The organism is Streptomyces sp. NPDC088124 (genome assembly GCF_040685895.1).
Lineage (GTDB): Bacteria > Actinomycetota > Actinomycetes > Streptomycetales > Streptomycetaceae > Streptomyces.
In genome coordinates, this window is record NZ_JBFBJB010000005.1 from 194914 (window position 1) to 211242 (window position 16329).

13 protein-coding genes and 1 pseudogene are annotated in these 16329 nt (G+C 67.2%); 11 read left to right on the top strand and 3 right to left on the bottom strand.

Annotated features, from left to right (window positions below):
- Positions 1 to 39: 39 nt before the first annotated feature.
- The 5 genes from AB0P17_RS06100 (at position 40) to AB0P17_RS06120 (ending at position 3700) form a co-directional block, all read left to right on the top strand.
- Positions 40 to 1152, top strand: a complete 1113-nt coding sequence (locus tag AB0P17_RS06100) for a response regulator transcription factor (protein ID WP_365807996.1) — start codon at positions 40 to 42, stop codon at positions 1150 to 1152.
- Between the two features lie 341 nt (positions 1153 to 1493).
- Positions 1494 to 1745 carry a hypothetical protein gene (locus AB0P17_RS06105; RefSeq protein WP_365807997.1) on the top strand — a complete coding sequence of 84 codons (252 nt, stop codon included), beginning with the start codon at positions 1494 to 1496 and terminating at the stop codon, positions 1743 to 1745.
- Positions 1742 to 2407 (top strand): pilus assembly protein TadG-related protein, encoded by a 666-nt coding sequence (locus AB0P17_RS06110; protein ID WP_365807999.1) that lies wholly within the window; start codon positions 1742 to 1744, stop codon positions 2405 to 2407. Before AB0P17_RS06105 ends, AB0P17_RS06110 begins: the two co-directional genes overlap by 4 nt.
- A 31-nt stretch (positions 2408 to 2438) precedes the next feature.
- The gene (locus AB0P17_RS06115) at positions 2439 to 3038 is read left to right on the top strand and encodes a hypothetical protein (protein ID WP_365808001.1); all 600 of its coding nucleotides are present in this window, start codon (positions 2439 to 2441) and stop codon (positions 3036 to 3038) included.
- Between the two features lie 23 nt (positions 3039 to 3061).
- The gene (locus AB0P17_RS06120; protein WP_365808117.1) at positions 3062 to 3700 is read left to right on the top strand and encodes an OmpA family protein; all 639 of its coding nucleotides are present in this window, start codon (positions 3062 to 3064) and stop codon (positions 3698 to 3700) included.
- 75 nt (positions 3701 to 3775) lie between these two features.
- On the opposite strand, the gene AB0P17_RS06125 is transcribed toward AB0P17_RS06120, so the two are convergent.
- Positions 3776 to 3967 carry a hypothetical protein gene (locus AB0P17_RS06125; RefSeq protein ID WP_365808002.1) on the bottom strand — a complete coding sequence of 64 codons (192 nt, stop codon included), beginning with the start codon at positions 3965 to 3967 and terminating at the stop codon, positions 3776 to 3778.
- A gap of 11 nt (positions 3968 to 3978) precedes the next feature.
- A complete protein-coding gene (locus tag AB0P17_RS06130) occupies positions 3979 to 4830 on the bottom strand; it encodes a helix-turn-helix transcriptional regulator (protein WP_365808004.1) in 852 nt (283 codons plus the stop codon).
- Between the two features lie 279 nt (positions 4831 to 5109).
- On the opposite strand from AB0P17_RS06130, the gene AB0P17_RS06135 reads away from it, so the two are divergent.
- From AB0P17_RS06135 to AB0P17_RS06145, 3 genes are all read left to right on the top strand, one after another.
- Positions 5110 to 5634 carry an ATP-binding protein gene (locus AB0P17_RS06135; protein WP_365808005.1) on the top strand — a complete coding sequence of 175 codons (525 nt, stop codon included), beginning with the start codon at positions 5110 to 5112 and terminating at the stop codon, positions 5632 to 5634.
- A gap of 251 nt (positions 5635 to 5885) precedes the next feature.
- Positions 5886 to 8087 carry a polymorphic toxin-type HINT domain-containing protein gene (locus tag AB0P17_RS06140; RefSeq protein ID WP_365808006.1) on the top strand — a complete coding sequence of 734 codons (2202 nt, stop codon included), beginning with the start codon at positions 5886 to 5888 and terminating at the stop codon, positions 8085 to 8087.
- On the top strand, positions 8084 to 8977 hold the full coding sequence (locus AB0P17_RS06145; RefSeq protein WP_365808007.1) for a hypothetical protein: 894 nt from the start codon (positions 8084 to 8086) through the stop codon (positions 8975 to 8977). Before AB0P17_RS06140 ends, AB0P17_RS06145 begins: the two co-directional genes overlap by 4 nt.
- Before the next feature lie 261 nt (positions 8978 to 9238).
- Here AB0P17_RS06145 and AB0P17_RS06150 read toward each other — a convergent pair whose 3' ends face one another.
- Complete coding sequence (locus AB0P17_RS06150) at positions 9239 to 12007, bottom strand: SpoIIE family protein phosphatase (protein ID WP_365808009.1); 2769 nt, start codon at positions 12005 to 12007, stop codon at positions 9239 to 9241.
- A gap of 53 nt (positions 12008 to 12060) precedes the next feature.
- Here AB0P17_RS06150 and AB0P17_RS06155 point away from each other — a divergent pair.
- The 3 genes and pseudogenes from AB0P17_RS06155 to AB0P17_RS06165 all read left to right on the top strand — a co-directional run bounded on the left by AB0P17_RS06155 (position 12061) and on the right by AB0P17_RS06165 (position 16154).
- Positions 12061 to 13151 (top strand): annotated as a pseudogene (locus AB0P17_RS06155) (epoxide hydrolase family protein).
- Between the two features lie 272 nt (positions 13152 to 13423).
- Complete coding sequence (locus AB0P17_RS06160; protein ID WP_365808011.1) at positions 13424 to 15079, top strand: polymorphic toxin-type HINT domain-containing protein; 1656 nt, start codon at positions 13424 to 13426, stop codon at positions 15077 to 15079.
- 190 nt (positions 15080 to 15269) lie between these two features.
- Positions 15270 to 16154, top strand: a complete 885-nt coding sequence (locus tag AB0P17_RS06165) for a hypothetical protein (protein ID WP_365808013.1) — start codon at positions 15270 to 15272, stop codon at positions 16152 to 16154.
- The last annotated feature ends 175 nt before the right edge of the window (positions 16155 to 16329 follow it).

Genomic DNA, 16329 nt, shown 5'->3' on the forward strand with positions numbered 1-16329 from the left:
CGCTTTCCGCTTCCGACTCCCCAGAGAGGAGACCGCACGATGCCGGACGACCCTTCCCGCACTTCAGGGCAGCAGCACACGCCACGTCATGCGTCCCAGTACACGTCTGCGCACGACGGGGCTCCTCACTCCCCGCTGCCGTCCATGCCTCTCCCCGTACCCCCGCCCGCCGCCGAGGCGCCAGGACTGCCGGACTTCCCAGGACCCACGGCCGCCGTACCGCTGAGGGTGGTCGTCGCCGACGACAACCCGGTCGTACGCGCCGGGCTCACGGTGCTGCTCTCCGGCCGGGACGACATCCAGGTCGTCGGCGAGGCCACGGACGGCCGTCAGGCTTACGAGGTGGCCCAGCGGACCAGCCCCGACGTCGTCCTGCTCGACGTACGGATGCCGGGCGTCGACGGCATCTCGGCGCTGCCCCACCTCGTACGGATATCCCCGGTGATGATGCTGACGTACAGCCGGGAGAGCGAGATCGTCCACGAGGCGCTGCGGCTGGGGGCCGGCGGCTACCTGGTCCACGGCGAGTTCACCGCGGACCAACTCGTCTCGGCCGTGCGGGACATCAAGCAGGGGCGGGCCCACTTCACCCCCACGGCGGCCAGCGCACTGCTGGACCACATGCGCAGCGGCCCGGCCTCGACCCAGGGCCGTCCGCTGCCGGAGGGCCTGGGCGCGGTCTATACGACAGGCGTTCCGTATGGCGGCGACGCTCAGCACCCGCCCCACCTGCCACACCATGATGCGAATGCACATGCAAACATTCCAGGCGTCCCCTCGCCGCAAAGTGGCAGAAGCGGCCAAAATGCTGACGAGTTGACGCCGATTGGGCCTCGAACTCCTCAAGGGGTTTCGCAAATGCAATTTAATGTGGCACAGTCTAGGGGTGGACCGCAGAGTGCCCCCGCAGGTCATAACCGGGAAGAGTTCGGGCTGAGTTCGAGGGAGGTGGAGATCATGGAGCTGATCGCGTCCGGCATGAGCAATCAGCAGATCGCCGCCACCTGCTTCATCAGCGAGAAGACAGTCAAGAACCACATCAACCGGATCTTCGCCAAGCTGCACTGCGGCAGCCGGAGCGAGGCGATAGCGAAGTGGCTCGGTATGACGCCGGGCGGGGGAGCGGGAAGGAGCGCGGTCGGCCATGGCTGAGCAGGGAAGTGCACGGGCCGAGGTGGCCGGACGGAGCGGGCTGAGCGGCTCGAACGAGCCCGGGTGTCCGCCTGCGGGCGTGCGCGGGGACCTGAGTGTGGGGCCGGCTACGGGCCTGGGTGCAGACCTGGGCCTGTGGGCCCAGTCGTCGTACGGGAGGGCCCAAGCTTCGCTTTGGGCCCTGGATTGGGCCCTGGGACCCTCCGATGCAGCCGGTGGTTCGGCGTACGTTTCTCATGTCGCAAACGGAACCGGCCGGGAGGAAGTCGGTAACGGGAGTGACGCGGAAGAGACTTACTCGTCGGCCGGCAGGCGGTCGGCCGAACTCGGAGGGGAACCCCATGTCGAACAACATGATGCTGAAGGCCGCCGTCGACACCCAGATCCGTGTGAACGGTTGGAAGAAGACCGTCGTCAGCCACATGACGGACAAGAACCGGACCAAGGGCCAGACCGCCTTCGAGTACCTGGGCATCATCCTCGTGGTCGTGGCGATCATCGGCGGTATCGCCGCGTCGGGTATCGGTGGCGAGATCAAGGACAAGATCAGCGAGCAGATCAAGAACCTCAAGGCCGGTGGCGGAGGCGAGTGACCGCGAAAATTCGCGGCGATCGAGGGCAGGCTTTCCCCATCTACATCATGATGGTGGCGGGCCTGCTCTTTGTCGCGTTCGCGTTCTTCACGGTCGGTAGGGCATCTGCGCTCCGTAACGATGCTCAGGGGGCGGCTGACGCCGCGGCACTCGCTGCAGCTCAGGAGGCCCGTGACGAGATGGAGACGGGATTCCTCGGGGCCCTGCTGCAGCCGGGCGGCTTGGAGGACTTCTTCGAAGGTAACAAGTTCTTCGAGTCCGGTCCGTGCGCCGCGGCGCGGGCGCTTGCGGAGAAGAACCGCTCGGAAGTTACTCGTTGCGACCCGAACCTCGGTCTCGTGAGAGATGAGATCACTGTAGAGGTTGAGACTCGCTACGCCGTGGGCAAGTCCGTGATTCCCGGTACTGAGCGGGCGAAAGCCGAGGCCCAGGCAACCGCGGCGGTCGAGTTTCGATGCTCGTTGCCGCAGGAGGAGTCCGATGACGGTGCGTCGCCCGGCGAGGACGAGGGCACAGGGGACGAAGAGGCCGACGAGCCGAAGCCGGTCGAATTCGACTGCGGCAGTGGCGGCGAGGTCGTCATCGACCCAAGTGACCCGGGTCTTCTTTGGGACAAGCTGAGCAAGACCCTCTTCACGGTGCACTTGGTCGACGTGAACTGACAAGCGAATGACGAACAAAGGAAAAGCAGACATGAGCATTCGGCGCACCACGAAGAGCCGCAGGGGAGTGGCGGTGGCCGCGACGGCGGCCGTTCTGGCCTTGACTGTGGCTGGTTGCGGGGGCGGTGACGACGACGCGAAAGCCAAGGAGACCGCGTCGTCGGCAAAGTCCTCCGGCAGCAGTACTCCGCAGGCTGGTACCGCCGCCGGGGACGAGGTGGACCCGAATGCCAAACTTGCTGTGGTCAAGGGTGCCGGTGGCATGGAGTACGTGATCAACTCGGTGGTCCGTGACGGTGGGGGATTCGTCACGGTGACAGGGCAGATGAAGAACACAAGCGACAAGGATTTCTTTAGTGTCTCGTCCTGGCGGGGCAATGAGAAGGAGTTGCTCGCCGGCAACGGAGACGCCGTGAGTGGTGGGACCCTGGTGGACGTTCAGGGTAAGAAGCGCTACTACGTTCTTCGTGACACGGACGGCCGGTGCTTGTGCACCACAGGCGTTTCGAGTGTTGACGCGGGAGAGTCGGTACCGGTCTTCATGCAGTTCCCCGCGCCGCCGGCCGGTACCACCGCGGTGGACTTCAGCTTGCCTACTTTTGCTACGACCTCGATCAAGATCTCCGGGTGATCGTCGCGATGAGTTCTATTTTCATGAGGAGTATCTCGTCGCGTTATGCGGCGTCGACAATCGCGACAGTGGTAATGATCGCGGGTGTGAGTTTTCTCGGCGCCTCAGGTGCCCGCGGCGACGAAGGGCCAAGCGTTCCACCTGGCACCGAGGCTTCGGCGGAACCGCCGGCTAATATTGACGCAAAATCTCCCGAGCTCAAGCTGGCCGACGGGGCGACGCTCGCACCCGCCAAGGTGCTGGACATCAAGTCCATCGTCGAGGACCAAGGCGGCGAAGAGCGACGCGAAGACACGAACGAAACCGTGAAGTTCGCGCTCCAGGCCGAGGTCCTCTTCGGCAAGGACAGCGCAGAGCTCAGTAGCAAGGCGAACGGCCGTATCACCGCGATCGCCGATGAGATCAAGAAGCAGAATGCCGCGAAGATTCGTGTCTTCGGGTTCACGGATGATCTCGGTTCCTACGAGCACGGCAAGGTGCTCTCCAAGCAGCGCGCGGACGCGGTCCAGAAGGTTCTGAGTGAGGCGCTGAGTAACTCCGCTATCACCTATGAGGTTCGGGGATACAGCGAGGACTATCCGATCGCGGACAACAGCACGGAAGAAGGCCGCAAGAAGAACCGCCGCGTGGAGGTCTCCTTCCCGCGCGGTGACGATTCGTAGGCCCTCATCTCTCACCGCGTGACCACTGAGCGGCGGATCTGTAACGGACACGCAGATCCGCCGCTTTGCGTGCCCTCAGAGCAGATGGTCGGCCTTGCCGGCCTTGATCTCACGGATCAGATTGCGCAGGGCATCACGGCTGTCGCTGAGGTAGTGGTTCTCCTGGCCGCGTACGGAGATGTAGCCGTTGCCGTCCTCGTCCGTGCCTATGCGGAAGCAGTTGTTGCCCTCCGCGCAGAACGGATCTTCCCAGTGGATCTCTGGCATGTTGACCCCTCTCAGAGTTCGTGTGCGATCCCGCGGATGAAGTCACGCGACTGTTTGGAGTTCAGGGTGTGTTTCTCCATCCAGTCCAAGTGACCACGGTATTTGGCGAGTTGCGCCTCGGCGTGACTGAACTCGGGACCATGGGCCGAGTCGAGCTGAACGGTGTCCAGCTGAGGCACCGGACCCTCGGCGTACAGGACGGCGTGCCCGGCACCTGGGAACTCCCCGACGCCGACCGGCAGTACGCGCACTTCGATGTTCTCGCGTTCGGACATGGCGCACAGATGGTCAAGCTGCTCACGCGTGGCCCGACGGCCCCCGAACTGCATACGGAGGGCGGCTTCGTGTACGTAACCCACGTACTGGACGGAGTTGTCGCGCTCCAGCACCTGCTGACGCTGGAGTCGGAGCGAGACGCGTAGCTCGATCTCGGAGGTGGGCAGCGCGGGAATGGCCGAAGCGAACACGGCGCGCGCGTAGCCGCTCAGGTGCAGCAACCCCGGAAGGTGAACGGTCTGGAGAGTGCGCAGACGTGTGGCGCGCCACTCCAACTCGGCGACGTCGAGCAGCCCGTGAGGCATCATGCCCCGATATTGCTCCCACCAGCCCGACTGCCGGTTGGCGGCCATATTGGCGAGGGCGGCGATGTACTTCTCGTCCGGGCAGTCGTAGTTGCTGCACAGTATGCGCACGCGCTCAGGCGAAGTCGCCCGGACGCCGGACTCCATGTTCGAGACCTTCGTGCGGTCGAGACCGAGCAGACCGGCGGCGTATTCCGTCGTCAGTCCCGCCGCTGTCCGCAGCTTGCGCAGTTCGGCGCCCAGCCGCCGCTGGCGCTCGGTTGGTGTTGCTCTCGTAGCCATACGTTTCTTCCTCCGGCCTGGTGTGGTCAGTCTGCCCCGGTGTTGCTTGCGGGGTCCACTCGTTAGGGGGCAATGTTCACGGGTGAGTGGCACGCGTTCCACTCTTCACTCTACATTGAGTAACGCATCGCTCACGCAGGTGAGTTGGAAGTGCATCACGCGGTCCTGCCCGCACGCTCCTTCCCTGGGAGGGGCAGTCCCGCGTCAGGGAGACAGGCCACTGCTCAGCCGCGTCGCGGAGCGACTCGACTCAACTCGCCCCAGACAAGGGAGACATCCATGCCGCTCATGCGTGCTACGCACTGCCCGGTGGTCCAACCAGTCCTCGCCGGCGCGGGCCTCGGTGGCCGCCGCCGCAACCGCCCGCCGCGCCCCGAGGGCCTGGCCTACAGCTTCACCCTTCCCGGTGAACCGCACTGCGCGGCCACCGCGCGTACGACGATCCGCTCCGCGCTGGAGGTGCACGGGCTCGCGGCGTACACGGATCTGGCCGTACTGGTTGCCACGGAGCTGGTCGGCACGGCGGTCAAGCTGACGCCGGGCCGGGAGCTCTACCTCTCCCTGCGCTACCGCAGGGGCGCCGTCCGGCTCGTTCTCTGGGACCAGCATCCGCACCACATCGACCCCGACGACGTGAGCGTCTGCGAGGAGCGCCGACGTGGTGCGCTCTGGCTGCTCGCCGTGATGGTCGGTGACTGTGGTGGCGAGTGGGGAACGGCGGAGGCGGAGCCGCCGCAGCGAGGGGTCAAGGCCTGGGCGTTTCTGCCGTGTCGGCGCCCCGATGGACGCGGGATGCGTGCCTGAACCGGGGCCGATCTGACCTGAAAATTGCCTGAGCAACCCTAGAAAACAACCCGCTCGGGTACTCAGATTGGCTCCAAAGTGCTCACGGTATAGAGGTTCTAGGGCCCAAAAAGCTTTGGGCCCTAGGGCCCAAGATTCGCGATCGCGAACGTGCTTGAATCTGATGGTCGAGTCGTCGCGCGTCGTTGAGGAGTGGGTGCCCGGTCATGTCAGGTATAGGGGGAGTCGCCGTTCCGCCCACCCCGCGAGGGGTGTTCGCGTACGGCTCGGGGCGGCAGCCGCTGCCGCGGGCGCTTCAGGTCGCGCTGATCCTTGTGCGCGCGCTGTTCGGCCTGACCGTGCTGGGCGGGGTCGGGGCGCTGATGACCGCCGTGTCCGTGGACGCGGTGGATGGCCAACTCCTGGGCCTGCTGGCGTACGCGGGCGCTCCCGGGGTCGTCGGACTGGTGCTGACCCGGTGGGTGTGGACGGGCGGGGCATGGGTTCGGTGGGGGCTGTTGGCGGTCCAGGGCTGGCTCCTCGTCGGCGCGTTGCGGACCCTCGGTGACGGGGGCGGGCGTGGGCTGACGCAACTGGTGCTGCCCGTCGTCATCATCGTGCTGCTGTGCCGCCGTCCGTCGCGCGAGTGGTTCCTGCTCGGGCCGCTCGACCGGGCCGAGCGACGTCCGTTCCGGCTCGCTCGCATGATCAAGTGGCGTACGGACGGCGGCCAGACGGCGGCCGAGTACCTGGGGCTGGTCGTGGTGGTCGTCGCCATCATTGGCGGCCTCGTCGCGACCGGGGTGGGAGGCCGGATCACCGATGGCCTTCAGTCGGCGGTCTGCGAACTCAGCGGCGGCGCGTGCCCCGCCTCCACCTCAGGCGCGGAGAGCGGCGACGGGGATGTGAATACGGAGGCGGGCGGCCCGGGTGCCTCGGCCGACGACGCGGGCGCGGGCGATGTCAGGACCGCTGAAGATGAGGTCCAGGGAGCGGGCGAAGGGGAGGGTGAGAGCAAAGAGAGCGATCAGGAGAAGAAGGAAGACGACGACGATTGCAGCGGGTGGGGGGCCTTCTCCTGCGGTGTCAAGCAAGTAGGAGGCTTCTTCAAGGGGGCCACTGTCGACGGATTCTGGGGCGATGTCACCGGGACCTTCGACACGATCACGCATCCGATCGACGCCCTGGACGGCCTCAAGGAATACGGCAAGGGCTTGGGAGCCCAGTGGAGCAAGGACTCTCAGGACGCCGGCGACAAGTGGGACGAGGGAAACTACCTCGGCGCCGTCTGGGACTGGGGCAAGGCGACGGTCAAGACCCCTGTGACGGTCGCAGACGACATGTTCGTCGGCGACGAGGTCCGCGACATGTGGAACCAGGGCGACTACGGCCGAGCGGTGGGTACGGTCGGCTGGAACGTCGGCTCGCTCTTCATCCCCGGCTACGGCGAAGCCAAGCTGATCGGCAGAATCGGCAAGCTGGGCAAGGACGCCAAGAAGGCTGCGGACAAGGCTCCGGACGCCAAGCGCAAGCCAGACGCCGAGGAACCGAAGAAGCCGGACAAAGAGCTGAACGCGTGCCCCGTCAGCCACAGCTTCTTGCCCGGTACCCCGGTGCTGATGGCGGACGGCTCACGTCGCGCCATTGAGGATGTGTATGTCGGTGAGAAAGTCATTGCCACGGATCCGCTGACAGGCGTTACCGCTGAGCGTCCCGTGACGAGGACGTTCACCACAAGGGACGACAAGGACTTCACGGTTCTGACGGTCCGGACGGGAGGCCGTGTGCACCAGTTGGTTGCCACGGACACGCATCCGTTCTGGCTCTCTGACCGGCGCCGCTGGGCCGATGCCGGAGAAGTGCGTGTCGGCGACCGACTGAGGACCTCCGCGGGGGTATCCATTCAGGTGGCTTCGGTCTCCCGATACGTTCAGCGCCGAACCACGTATGACCTGGCTGTCGCTGGAATTCACACCTACTACGTTGGTATCGGTTCTGCGAATGCCCTCGTCCACAACAATAATGGATGTGAATGGCAGGCCAGGGATGACATTTCTGGTCCTGCGAAGGGGCTGGTGCTGAAGCGGCCGAATGATCGCCATTATCTCAGAGGTGTGGCACATCAGAAAAAGCCGCAAGCGGCAAAGAATACCGTCATCCTGCGTGGTTACGAGAAGCAGATAGACGCAGATATTAAGGTCATCGCCGAAGGGAAAGCCGAGCTGCTGAAAGATGGGAATCGGTACGAGGTCGACGGGCGGACGTACGGGGTCGAGGATACGGGTAGGGTCTACCCTGAATCGGGTCCGGGTATGGTTGAGATGGATACGCATGAATATGCCGCGCTCATCGAGGTTGCGAAGTGTAAGGGTGATGTCGATGCCTCTCCTCAACTGAAGAGGAATCCCCGTTTTACTAATCATCCGGAGCGAGTTGCCAAGGCCAAGGCGATATATGAAGGAACGTACAAGTGATCTATAACCTTCTTGTCTCCGACATGTTCCCTCCTGATGTTCTCGGCGGTGTTCTGGCTGAAGTCTTGAACGTGGACCCGGCCACGGTGGACACGGCAGACGCGGACGGATGCCTGGAGGGGCGGGACTGGGAGGCTCTGGTGCTGTGTGACTATGCCATCGTGCACGGAGATCTGGCCGCACTGCTGGAAATTCAACTCGGGGAGCAGTTCCGCAAAGCTCCTGCTACGGCGGAGCTGGCGGCCGCACTCTCGCAGCGTCTGAATACGGTTCTGCTATGGCATGCGGAGGAGGTCATTCCCTCCGCCTACTGGCTTGTCACACCTGACGGCCTGGTCGCTCGGGCACGGGTCGAGCAGGCGGACGGCCCTGACATCGACTACACGGTCTCGGTAGTTGAGGCATCCGTCCCTCGGTTTCCGTTGGCTCGGGTCGATCTGCTGCCGGAAATCTTCAGAGAGGAGAAGATCGCGACTCCTGCAACGGACGCATTTGTCACTGTTGTCGATCCCGAGCGGGTCGCACGGGCTGAAGACCCGCCGAATAAGGCGAGAGAATGGTTGCTCTTGTGGGAGCGGCTCGTCCGTCGGATGGCGGGTGACTGGGCGCCGACGGGGCGCTATCCGCTGGAGTCGTATGTGCAGGACCTGCAGACCCGCGACCACCTCGACGTACGGCTGACGACCGCACCGGCAGAGTTGCGGGAGCCGCTCGCCCGCGCGGTCGAGGCACTCGATGCGGTGTTCCTCGCGCATACGGTGGGGGACGGTGGGGAGTTGCTCGGGCCTCTGGGCATGTCGGGTTCGGCGGTCGCTGAGCGCGGCTGGTGGTGGCATCGCCGCCCGGTCAGGCTGCCTTGGGTACGACCTGGCGAGTCGGGCCGGCCGTGAGCTCGACCAGCGTGACCTGCGCGACCGGCGTGGTCGTCGGGGAGGTAGCCCGTCCCCAGGGATCTTCGGCCCTTTCGCACAGCAGCAGCTGTGACCTGTGCACCGGTACGGCACCGGGACGGTGCCGTACCGGTGCACGGATGGCGAGAGGCCGATTGGGCGGCGCAGAGGGGCAGGAATGCCGAGGACCACAACATTCCTGGAGCAGGCGGGTGATCCGGGCTCCCGGCGCGCCGTTCGTGTGTGCCCTCCCCACCGAGCTCACCGCGAGGCGGGCTGGTTGGGCTCCGTGGGCTCACTGGGATGTGTGGGGTCGGGTCCCGTGGGCTCAGTGGGTTCTTCGGGCTCAACGGGCCCGGTGGGCTCCGTTGGCTCCGCGGTCGGCAGGACCTGTTCGGCCCAGATCGTCTTTCCGCGCGACGTGTAGCGGGTGCCCCAGCGTTCGGTGAGCTGGGCCACGAGGAAGAGGCCGCGTCCGCCTTCGTCCCCGGCGGTGGAGCGGCGGAGATGGGGGGCGGTGCTGCTGCCGTCGGAGACTTCGCAGATGAGTGCGCGGTCGCGCACCAGACGCAGGTGGATGGGGGCGACCGCGTGGCGGATCGCGTTGGTGACGAGTTCGCTGACGATGAGTTCCGTCGTGAAGGCCGCCTCGTCCATCCCCCAGGAGGAGAGCGTGCTCGTGACGTCGGCGCGGGTGTCCGCGACGGCGGCGGGATCGGTCGGTACGTCCCAGGCCACGAAGTGCTCGGCGTCCAGGACGCGGGTGCGGGCGACGAGCAGGGCGACATCGTCGCGCACATCAGCCGCGTCGGCGGGCAGCAGCGCGTCGAGTACCGCGTCGCACGTCCGCTCCGGGGACCGGCCGGGATGGGCCAGTGCCTGCCGCAGCCGTTCCAGCCCGGTGCCGATGTCCTGCCTGCGGCTCTCGATGAGGCCGTCCGTGTAGAGAACGATCTCGCTGTTCTCGGCGATGTCGATGTCGATGGTCTCGAAGGGGAAGCCGCCCAGGCCGAGCGGCGGCCCGCCCGGCACGTCGGGGAAGGCGACGGTGCCGTCGGGGCGGACGATCGCGGGCCCCGGGTGGCCGGCGCGGGCCAGGGTGCAGTGGCGGGAGACCGGGTCGTAGATCGCGTACAGGCAGGTGGCCCCGATGACCCCCGCGCCGCCGGTGGATGCCGCGCCCCGCTCCCGGCCGCGGTTGCTCTCCTCCTGGTCCAGGCGGGCGACGAGTTCGTCGAGGTGGGTGAGGAGCTCGTCGGGTGCCAGGTCGAGCGCCGAGAAGTTGAAGACGGCGGTGCGCAGGAGGCCCATGGTGGCGGCGGCGTGCAGCCCGTGGCCGACGACATCCCCGACGACGAGGGCGACGCGGGCGCCGGACAGGGGGATGACGTCGAACCAGTCGCCCCCCACCCCCGACCGCGCCGGGACGTACCGGTACGCGGCCTCGACCGCGTTCTGCCGCGGCAGGTCCCCCGGGAGCAGGCTGCGCTGCAGGGATACGGCCATGGTGTGCTCCCGGGCGTAGCGCCGGGCGTTGTCGATGCAGACCGCGGCGCGCCCCACCAGTTCCTCGGCGGTCGACACGTCCTCCTCGTCGAACGTGGGGAGCCGTTCGCCACGGTAGAAGCTCGTCACGCCCAGGACCGCGCCGCCGGCGCGCAGCGGAACCGTGATCAGCGAGCGCATCCCGTGCGACCGGAGCCACTCGGCGTGCAGGGGGTCCTGGTCCTTCCCCACGAAAGCCCCGGCCAGATCCGTTTCGAGCGCCGACCTCCCGCTTGCCAGGCACCGGGCCTGCGGAGAGTGGGGGTGGAAGCTGACGAGCCGGCCGGACCGGAAGAAGGCGCGCTGTCCGTGCGCCCCGGCCGCGGCCGCCCGGCGCAGTTCGTCCTTCTCCCGCGCCGGGTCCGCTCCTTCCAGTACGGAATCGAACAGGTCCACGGTGGCGAAGTCGGCGAACCGCGGAAGGGCGGCCTGAGCGAGTTCTTCGGCCGTCCGGGTCAGATCGAGCGTCTTGCCGATGCTCACGCTGGCGTCGTAGAGGAGGGTGAGGGTTTCGCGGGCCTCGGTGGCCTGGCCGACCAGTGCCCGCAGTTCGGTGGTGTCCCGGAGCGTGGCGACGCTGCCCAGCGCACGCCCGTCCGAGCGCGTCGGCTGCTGGTTGACGGCCAGGAAGCGACCGGCCGCCTGGTGGACCTCGTCGGTGGCGACGTGTCCTTCGGCCAGGAGGCGGGTGAGGGCTTCGTCGAGCCCGAGATCGGTGATGTCGCGCAGCGGTACGTCGGGGGGCAGGCCGAGCAGGCGGCGTGCCTCGTCGTTGACGAGCAGCAGTCGGCCGTCGTCGGCGACGATGAGGACGCCCTCCCGGACAGCGTGCAGAACGGCGTCATGGTGCTCGTACATCCGGGTGATCTCGACCGGATCGAGCCCGCGGGTCTGGCGCCGCAGCCGTCTGCTCACCGCGGCCACTCCCACGGTCGCCAGGGCGAGCACCCCCGCGCCGCCACCGATGAGCGCCGGCAGTTGCCGGTTGACCGTGCCCGAGGTGTCCGCGATCGTCACCCCCGCGTTGACGAGGGCCACCACCGAGCCTTTCTTGTCGAACACGGGGACCACCGCGCGGATCGACGGGGACGAGAGCGTATGAGCCGGGACCCGGTCCGTGAACGCCCTTCCCGCCGTGGCCGGATAGAGCGGTCCTGTGATGCGCTTCCCGATCTCCGCCGGGTTGGGATGGGTGTAGCGGACTCCCTTCGTGTCCGTTACGACGATGTAGTCGACACCGGTCCGGCGCCGGGTCACCTCGGTGATCGGCTGCAGCGTCGCGCTCGGGTCAGGAGATTCCAGCGCGGCAAGCACGCCCGGCGCGTGCGCGAAGGTCTCGGCGACGGCGAGCGCGCGGACCCGGGCCACGTCCTCGCTGTTGTTGCCCGCCTGCACGACCAGCGCCGACACGGCGCCCGCGCCCAGGAGCAGAACCATCACCACGAGCAGGGCGAACATCTGACCGGCCACCGTGCGCGGGATCATTCGACGAATGGCCCCGGCAGGGGTCATCGAAGGCCGCCGCCGCAAGCATGCTGATTCAGCTGATTCATGCGCTTATTTTGCGCCAGATCGTGCGGACCGGCACTAGGGTCTGTCGTTTGCGCGCCCCGCGCTGGCCGGACTCGCCCGAGGATGCCGGGTGGTCGCTCGGGACCGATCTGGCTTACCTCCGGGAGCTCGTCGCGTACTGGGCGGACGGGTTCGACTGGCCGGCGCAGGAGGCGGAGCTTGCCCGGCTGCCCCGGTTCCGTGTCCCGCTCGGCGGGCTCGGGATCCACTTCGTGCACGCCCGGGCCGCCGCGGCGGCCGCGCCCGTACTGCCGTTGGTCCTCAGCCATGGCTGGCCCGACTCGTTCTGGCGCTACTCGAAGGTTGTCCCGCTCCTCACCGACCCCGGCGCGTACGGTGCCGATCCCGCCGACGCGTTCGACGTGGTGGTGCCCGACATGCCGGGCTACGGATACTCCGACCGCCCCACCGGTCCGCCCCTCGACTCCATCGCCGTCGCCGGTCTGTGGGCCGGGCTGATGACCGTCCTCGGCTACCCGCGGTTCGGCGCGGCGGGCGGGGACATCGGCAGCCACATGAGCCGCTACCTCGGCCTCGACCACCCCGACCGCGTGGTCGGCGTCCACCGCATGGATGCGGGGGTGCCCGTTTACTGTGGCGACCCGGCGGACCTCGCGCCCGAGGAACGCGCCTGGCTCGACGGCGCCGTGGCCTGGGGCACGACCGAGGGCGCCTACGCGGCCCTGCACCGTACGAAGCCCCAGACCGCCGCCTTCGGACTCACCGACTCGCCGGCCGGGCTCGCCGCGTGGATCGTCGAGAAGCTCCGGGCCTGGAGCGACTGTGACGGCGGCATCGAACGGTGCGGATGTACCGCGCCAACGCGGCGAATCCGCCCGCGCAGCACGCCCGCCGGGTCGAGGTTCCCTCCGGCTTCGCACGCTTCCCGGGTGACCTCGTCCGCCCGCCACGGGCATGGATGGAGCGTACGGCGAACACCGTCCGCGTGACCGACCCCGCCCGCGGCGGGCACTTCGCCCCGTTCGAGGAACCCGAGCTCTACGCGGAGGAACTCCGCGCGTTCTTCCGCCCCTACCGAACAGCGGTGACGGGCTGAGGGGCCACGCACGGGCACGGGTCACGCACGGGCCCCGCACGACCCCTCATGGGCCCGCGAGTTGGGTCCCAGGGCCCACGACGTAATGCGGTCATTTCCCTAGTCTCGGGAGTATGCCTCTTCTCTCGCGGAATCGGGCCCGGAGTACCAGAAACCGTCCCGTCTTACGACCCTCCCGAACCCGAGCACGGTTGTTAGGGCTCAGGCAATCGGCGCAGTCCGCACAGTCGGGGCAGACGGGGCTGGAGTATCTGGGTCTGATTCTGGTCGTCGTGGCGATCGTCGGCGCCTTGGTGGCCACCGGTATCGGTACCGAGCTGACGCAGAAGATCGCCGCGCAGGTGAGTTGCATCGGCGGCGGCGACTGTGGTGGCCCTGGCGACGGTGACGGCGGCGACGGTGACGACGGGAACATCGAGGCCGATGGTCCGAAGGGCACCGGGGGGCAGGGCGAGCCGGGGCCTTCCCCGACGGAGAAGACCCAGGCGGAGAAGGACTACGACGCCGCCGTCAAGGAGTTGGAGGACGCCGAAGGTGAGTACGAGAAGGAGAAGAAGCGGGCCGTAGAGGCGGCCAAGAAGCTCGGCGCGATCCTCGCGGACGAGCTGGGTATTACGGATGCCGTCAAGTGTTTCACCGAGGGCGATCCCAGTTCCTGCTCCGAAACGGCCATCAATGTGGTGATGGCGCTGCTCGGTTCGCTCCCCGCCAAGGTCCTCAAGAAGTACGGCTGGCCCACGGAGTGGAAGAAGGGCAAGAAGGTCGTCGAGAGCATCGTCAAGCACGGCGGAGACGTCGTCGGCGGTGCGAAGGGCATGTGGAAGGCCAAGCAGAAGGCCGACCAGCTCAGGAAGAAGGTCGACGACCTCAAGCAGAAGCTCCCCAAGCGGGAGAAGAAGCCCGAGGACCCCGACGCCGGCGGCAAGCCCAAGGAACCCGCCTGCCCCGTCAAGCACAGTTTCCTGCCCGGCACCCCGGTCCTGCTCGCGGACGGTACACGTCGCGCCATCGAGGATGTCAGAGCCGGCGACCGGGTGCTGGCCACCGATCCGGTACGAGGGCTGACGGCGTCCCGCGCGGTCACGGACACGATCACGACCGAGGACGACAAGGACTTCACCCGGCTCACCGTGCGTCTCGCCGACGGCGCGGGGGTATCCGGCACCGCGACCCTGACGGCCACGGACACACACCCGTTCTGGCTGGTCGACAAGAACCGCTGGGCGGACGCCGGGGAGATCGGGGCAGGCGATGAACTGCGCCTCCCTGACGGGGCGACCGTCGCGGTCGCGGACGTCAGCCGTTATGAGCGGCGGCAGCGCACCCACGACCTGACGGTCGAGTCCACCCACACCTATTACGTGGGCGTCGGCAGCCGGAACGTTCTCGTACACAACAACGACTGTGGTCCGAAGAAAAAGCGCACCCAGAAAGAGCTCAAGGCCCTCGCCGAGGACATGGCGGACGATGCCAGGAGCTACCAGGACGAGTTTCTCCGGGAAGTGCGTGCCGAGGCCAAGGCCAAGGGCAAGTCACCGGAGGAAATCGAGACGGCGGTCGAGTGGGCCGAGAAGAAGAACACGACCGCGGTCATCCGCGCGCGGTTCCCCGTACCCGGGCAGCCCGGCAAATGGGTCGAGCGGAACGTGGTGGCCCGGAGCGGGCCCGGACTCTCGCCCGCGCAGCTCACCCAGGCCAAGAAGCGCGGCGACCTGCCGGTTCGGGTCAACCAGGACGGGGCGACCCACGCGGAGCAGAACGCCTTGCTCCAGATCAACAAACTGGGCGGTGAACCCATCGCGGGCGGTGCGTCGAGGAACGTGTGCAGGGACACCTGCCCGCCCCTGATCAGAGGCTCTCAGGGCGTTGTCAGCGGCGAGGTGACAGGCAAGGGAGGAAGCAAGGTGCGTACCTTCTGGTGGCCGTAGAGTCGCGGTGTGCCGGAGCGCCGGACACCCGGCGCTCCGGCGGGAACAGCCGCGTTCTTGGTGAACGCGGCCCGGACACATGGACCTGGACACATGGACCTGGACACATGGATCCGGACACAGGCACGTGGCTACGTTGTGGGAGTGAAGCGGTGTGAAGATCCTGGAAAGTGTGCGCGGTATGGCCTTCATGGGGTCTTTCGATCAGGCCAGGGCGTTCGCGGCCGCCTGTGCCGAGCGCACCTGTGGTGTTCTCCTCTGGTCGACTTCGCAGTCGGGCCGTGAGGCGGACCTGGAGGTCTTCCGGCAAGCGCTGGATCTGCTGTGGGAAACGGGACCGGTCGATCCGGCGACGGCGGCGGAGATCCACCGGAAGATGACGGACTGTCCGGAGTTCGGGGAACGCCGTGAGAAAGCGGAGGTGGTGACCCTTTCCCGGATCGCGGCCAGGTCTCTGCTCGCCGGCGTCGCGATGCTCATCGACGAAAGCCCGGAAGGCGTGGTCGAGCCCTCCTCCTTCGCCCAGGATTTCGCCGCTGCCCTCGGCCGGCGCGGGGACGCGGATCTGTTGGCCGGAGAGGACGAGGCGCAGGACCGGGACGTGGCGACCATCCTCTCCTGGGACGAGGCGTCGCCCGAGCGACTGCGATCGCTGCGCGCCGAGGCGGCTGAACACGGGCGTTCCTATCTGGCCGCCGCCGTCTCCGCGTACGGCGGCGGTAGCGACAGCGCCGATCCCGTCGAGCTCCGGGTCACGGCGACCCTCGACCGCGGTGATGTTTCCGAGACGAATGCGAGAGCACGGTTCGGGACGGTGGGCAGGATCGTCTCCGGTGACGAAACGGGGCGCTATGTGCGGGCCGATCTGATGACGGATCTCGCCGAAGCGTCCGACGAGACGCCTGAGGAGGGGGAAGAGGCCGGCGGTGGTGTCACGATCCTCGTCGCGGATGATCCCGGCATGGAGATCAACTGCATCGCTGAGTGGGTGGAGGACTGGGCCGGCGTGGAGGCGTCCTTCCGGCGCCAGGGCTGGCGGGTCGAGTGGGACGAGCGACTTCACCAGGAGAAGTGACTGCGGATCCACCCCACTCGGTCGCATTCGGGTCGCGCTCAACGGGTCACATTCTCAGTTCACATTCGTCAGGCCACATTCGGCAGGTCGCATTCAACGGAAAGAAGAGGTGTCTCGCATGCGGAGTCGTCCGGTCGGTTCGAGGCGAGGTGCCGGCCTGGTGGTCGCCGTCGTT

What these genes read in the sequence shown, in the direction of transcription:
- AB0P17_RS06100 (WP_365807996.1), top strand. Translation starts at nt 40, where the DNA reads ATGCCGGACGACCCTTCCCGCACTTCAGGGCAGCAGCACACGCCACGT.
- AB0P17_RS06105 (WP_365807997.1), top strand. Translation starts at nt 1,494, where the DNA reads ATGTCGAACAACATGATGCTGAAGGCCGCCGTCGACACCCAGATCCGT.
- AB0P17_RS06115 (WP_365808001.1), top strand. Translation starts at nt 2,439, where the DNA reads ATGAGCATTCGGCGCACCACGAAGAGCCGCAGGGGAGTGGCGGTGGCC.
- AB0P17_RS06120 (WP_365808117.1), top strand. Translation starts at nt 3,062, where the DNA reads ATGAGGAGTATCTCGTCGCGTTATGCGGCGTCGACAATCGCGACAGTG.
- AB0P17_RS06125 (WP_365808002.1), bottom strand. Translation starts at nt 3,967, where the DNA reads ATGCCAGAGATCCACTGGGAAGATCCGTTCTGCGCGGAGGGCAACAAC.
- AB0P17_RS06130 (WP_365808004.1), bottom strand. Translation starts at nt 4,830, where the DNA reads ATGGCTACGAGAGCAACACCAACCGAGCGCCAGCGGCGGCTGGGCGCC.
- AB0P17_RS06135 (WP_365808005.1), top strand. Translation starts at nt 5,110, where the DNA reads ATGCCGCTCATGCGTGCTACGCACTGCCCGGTGGTCCAACCAGTCCTC.
- AB0P17_RS06150 (WP_365808009.1), bottom strand. Translation starts at nt 12,007, where the DNA reads ATGATCCCGCGCACGGTGGCCGGTCAGATGTTCGCCCTGCTCGTGGTG.
- AB0P17_RS06165 (WP_365808013.1), top strand. Translation starts at nt 15,270, where the DNA reads ATGGGGTCTTTCGATCAGGCCAGGGCGTTCGCGGCCGCCTGTGCCGAG.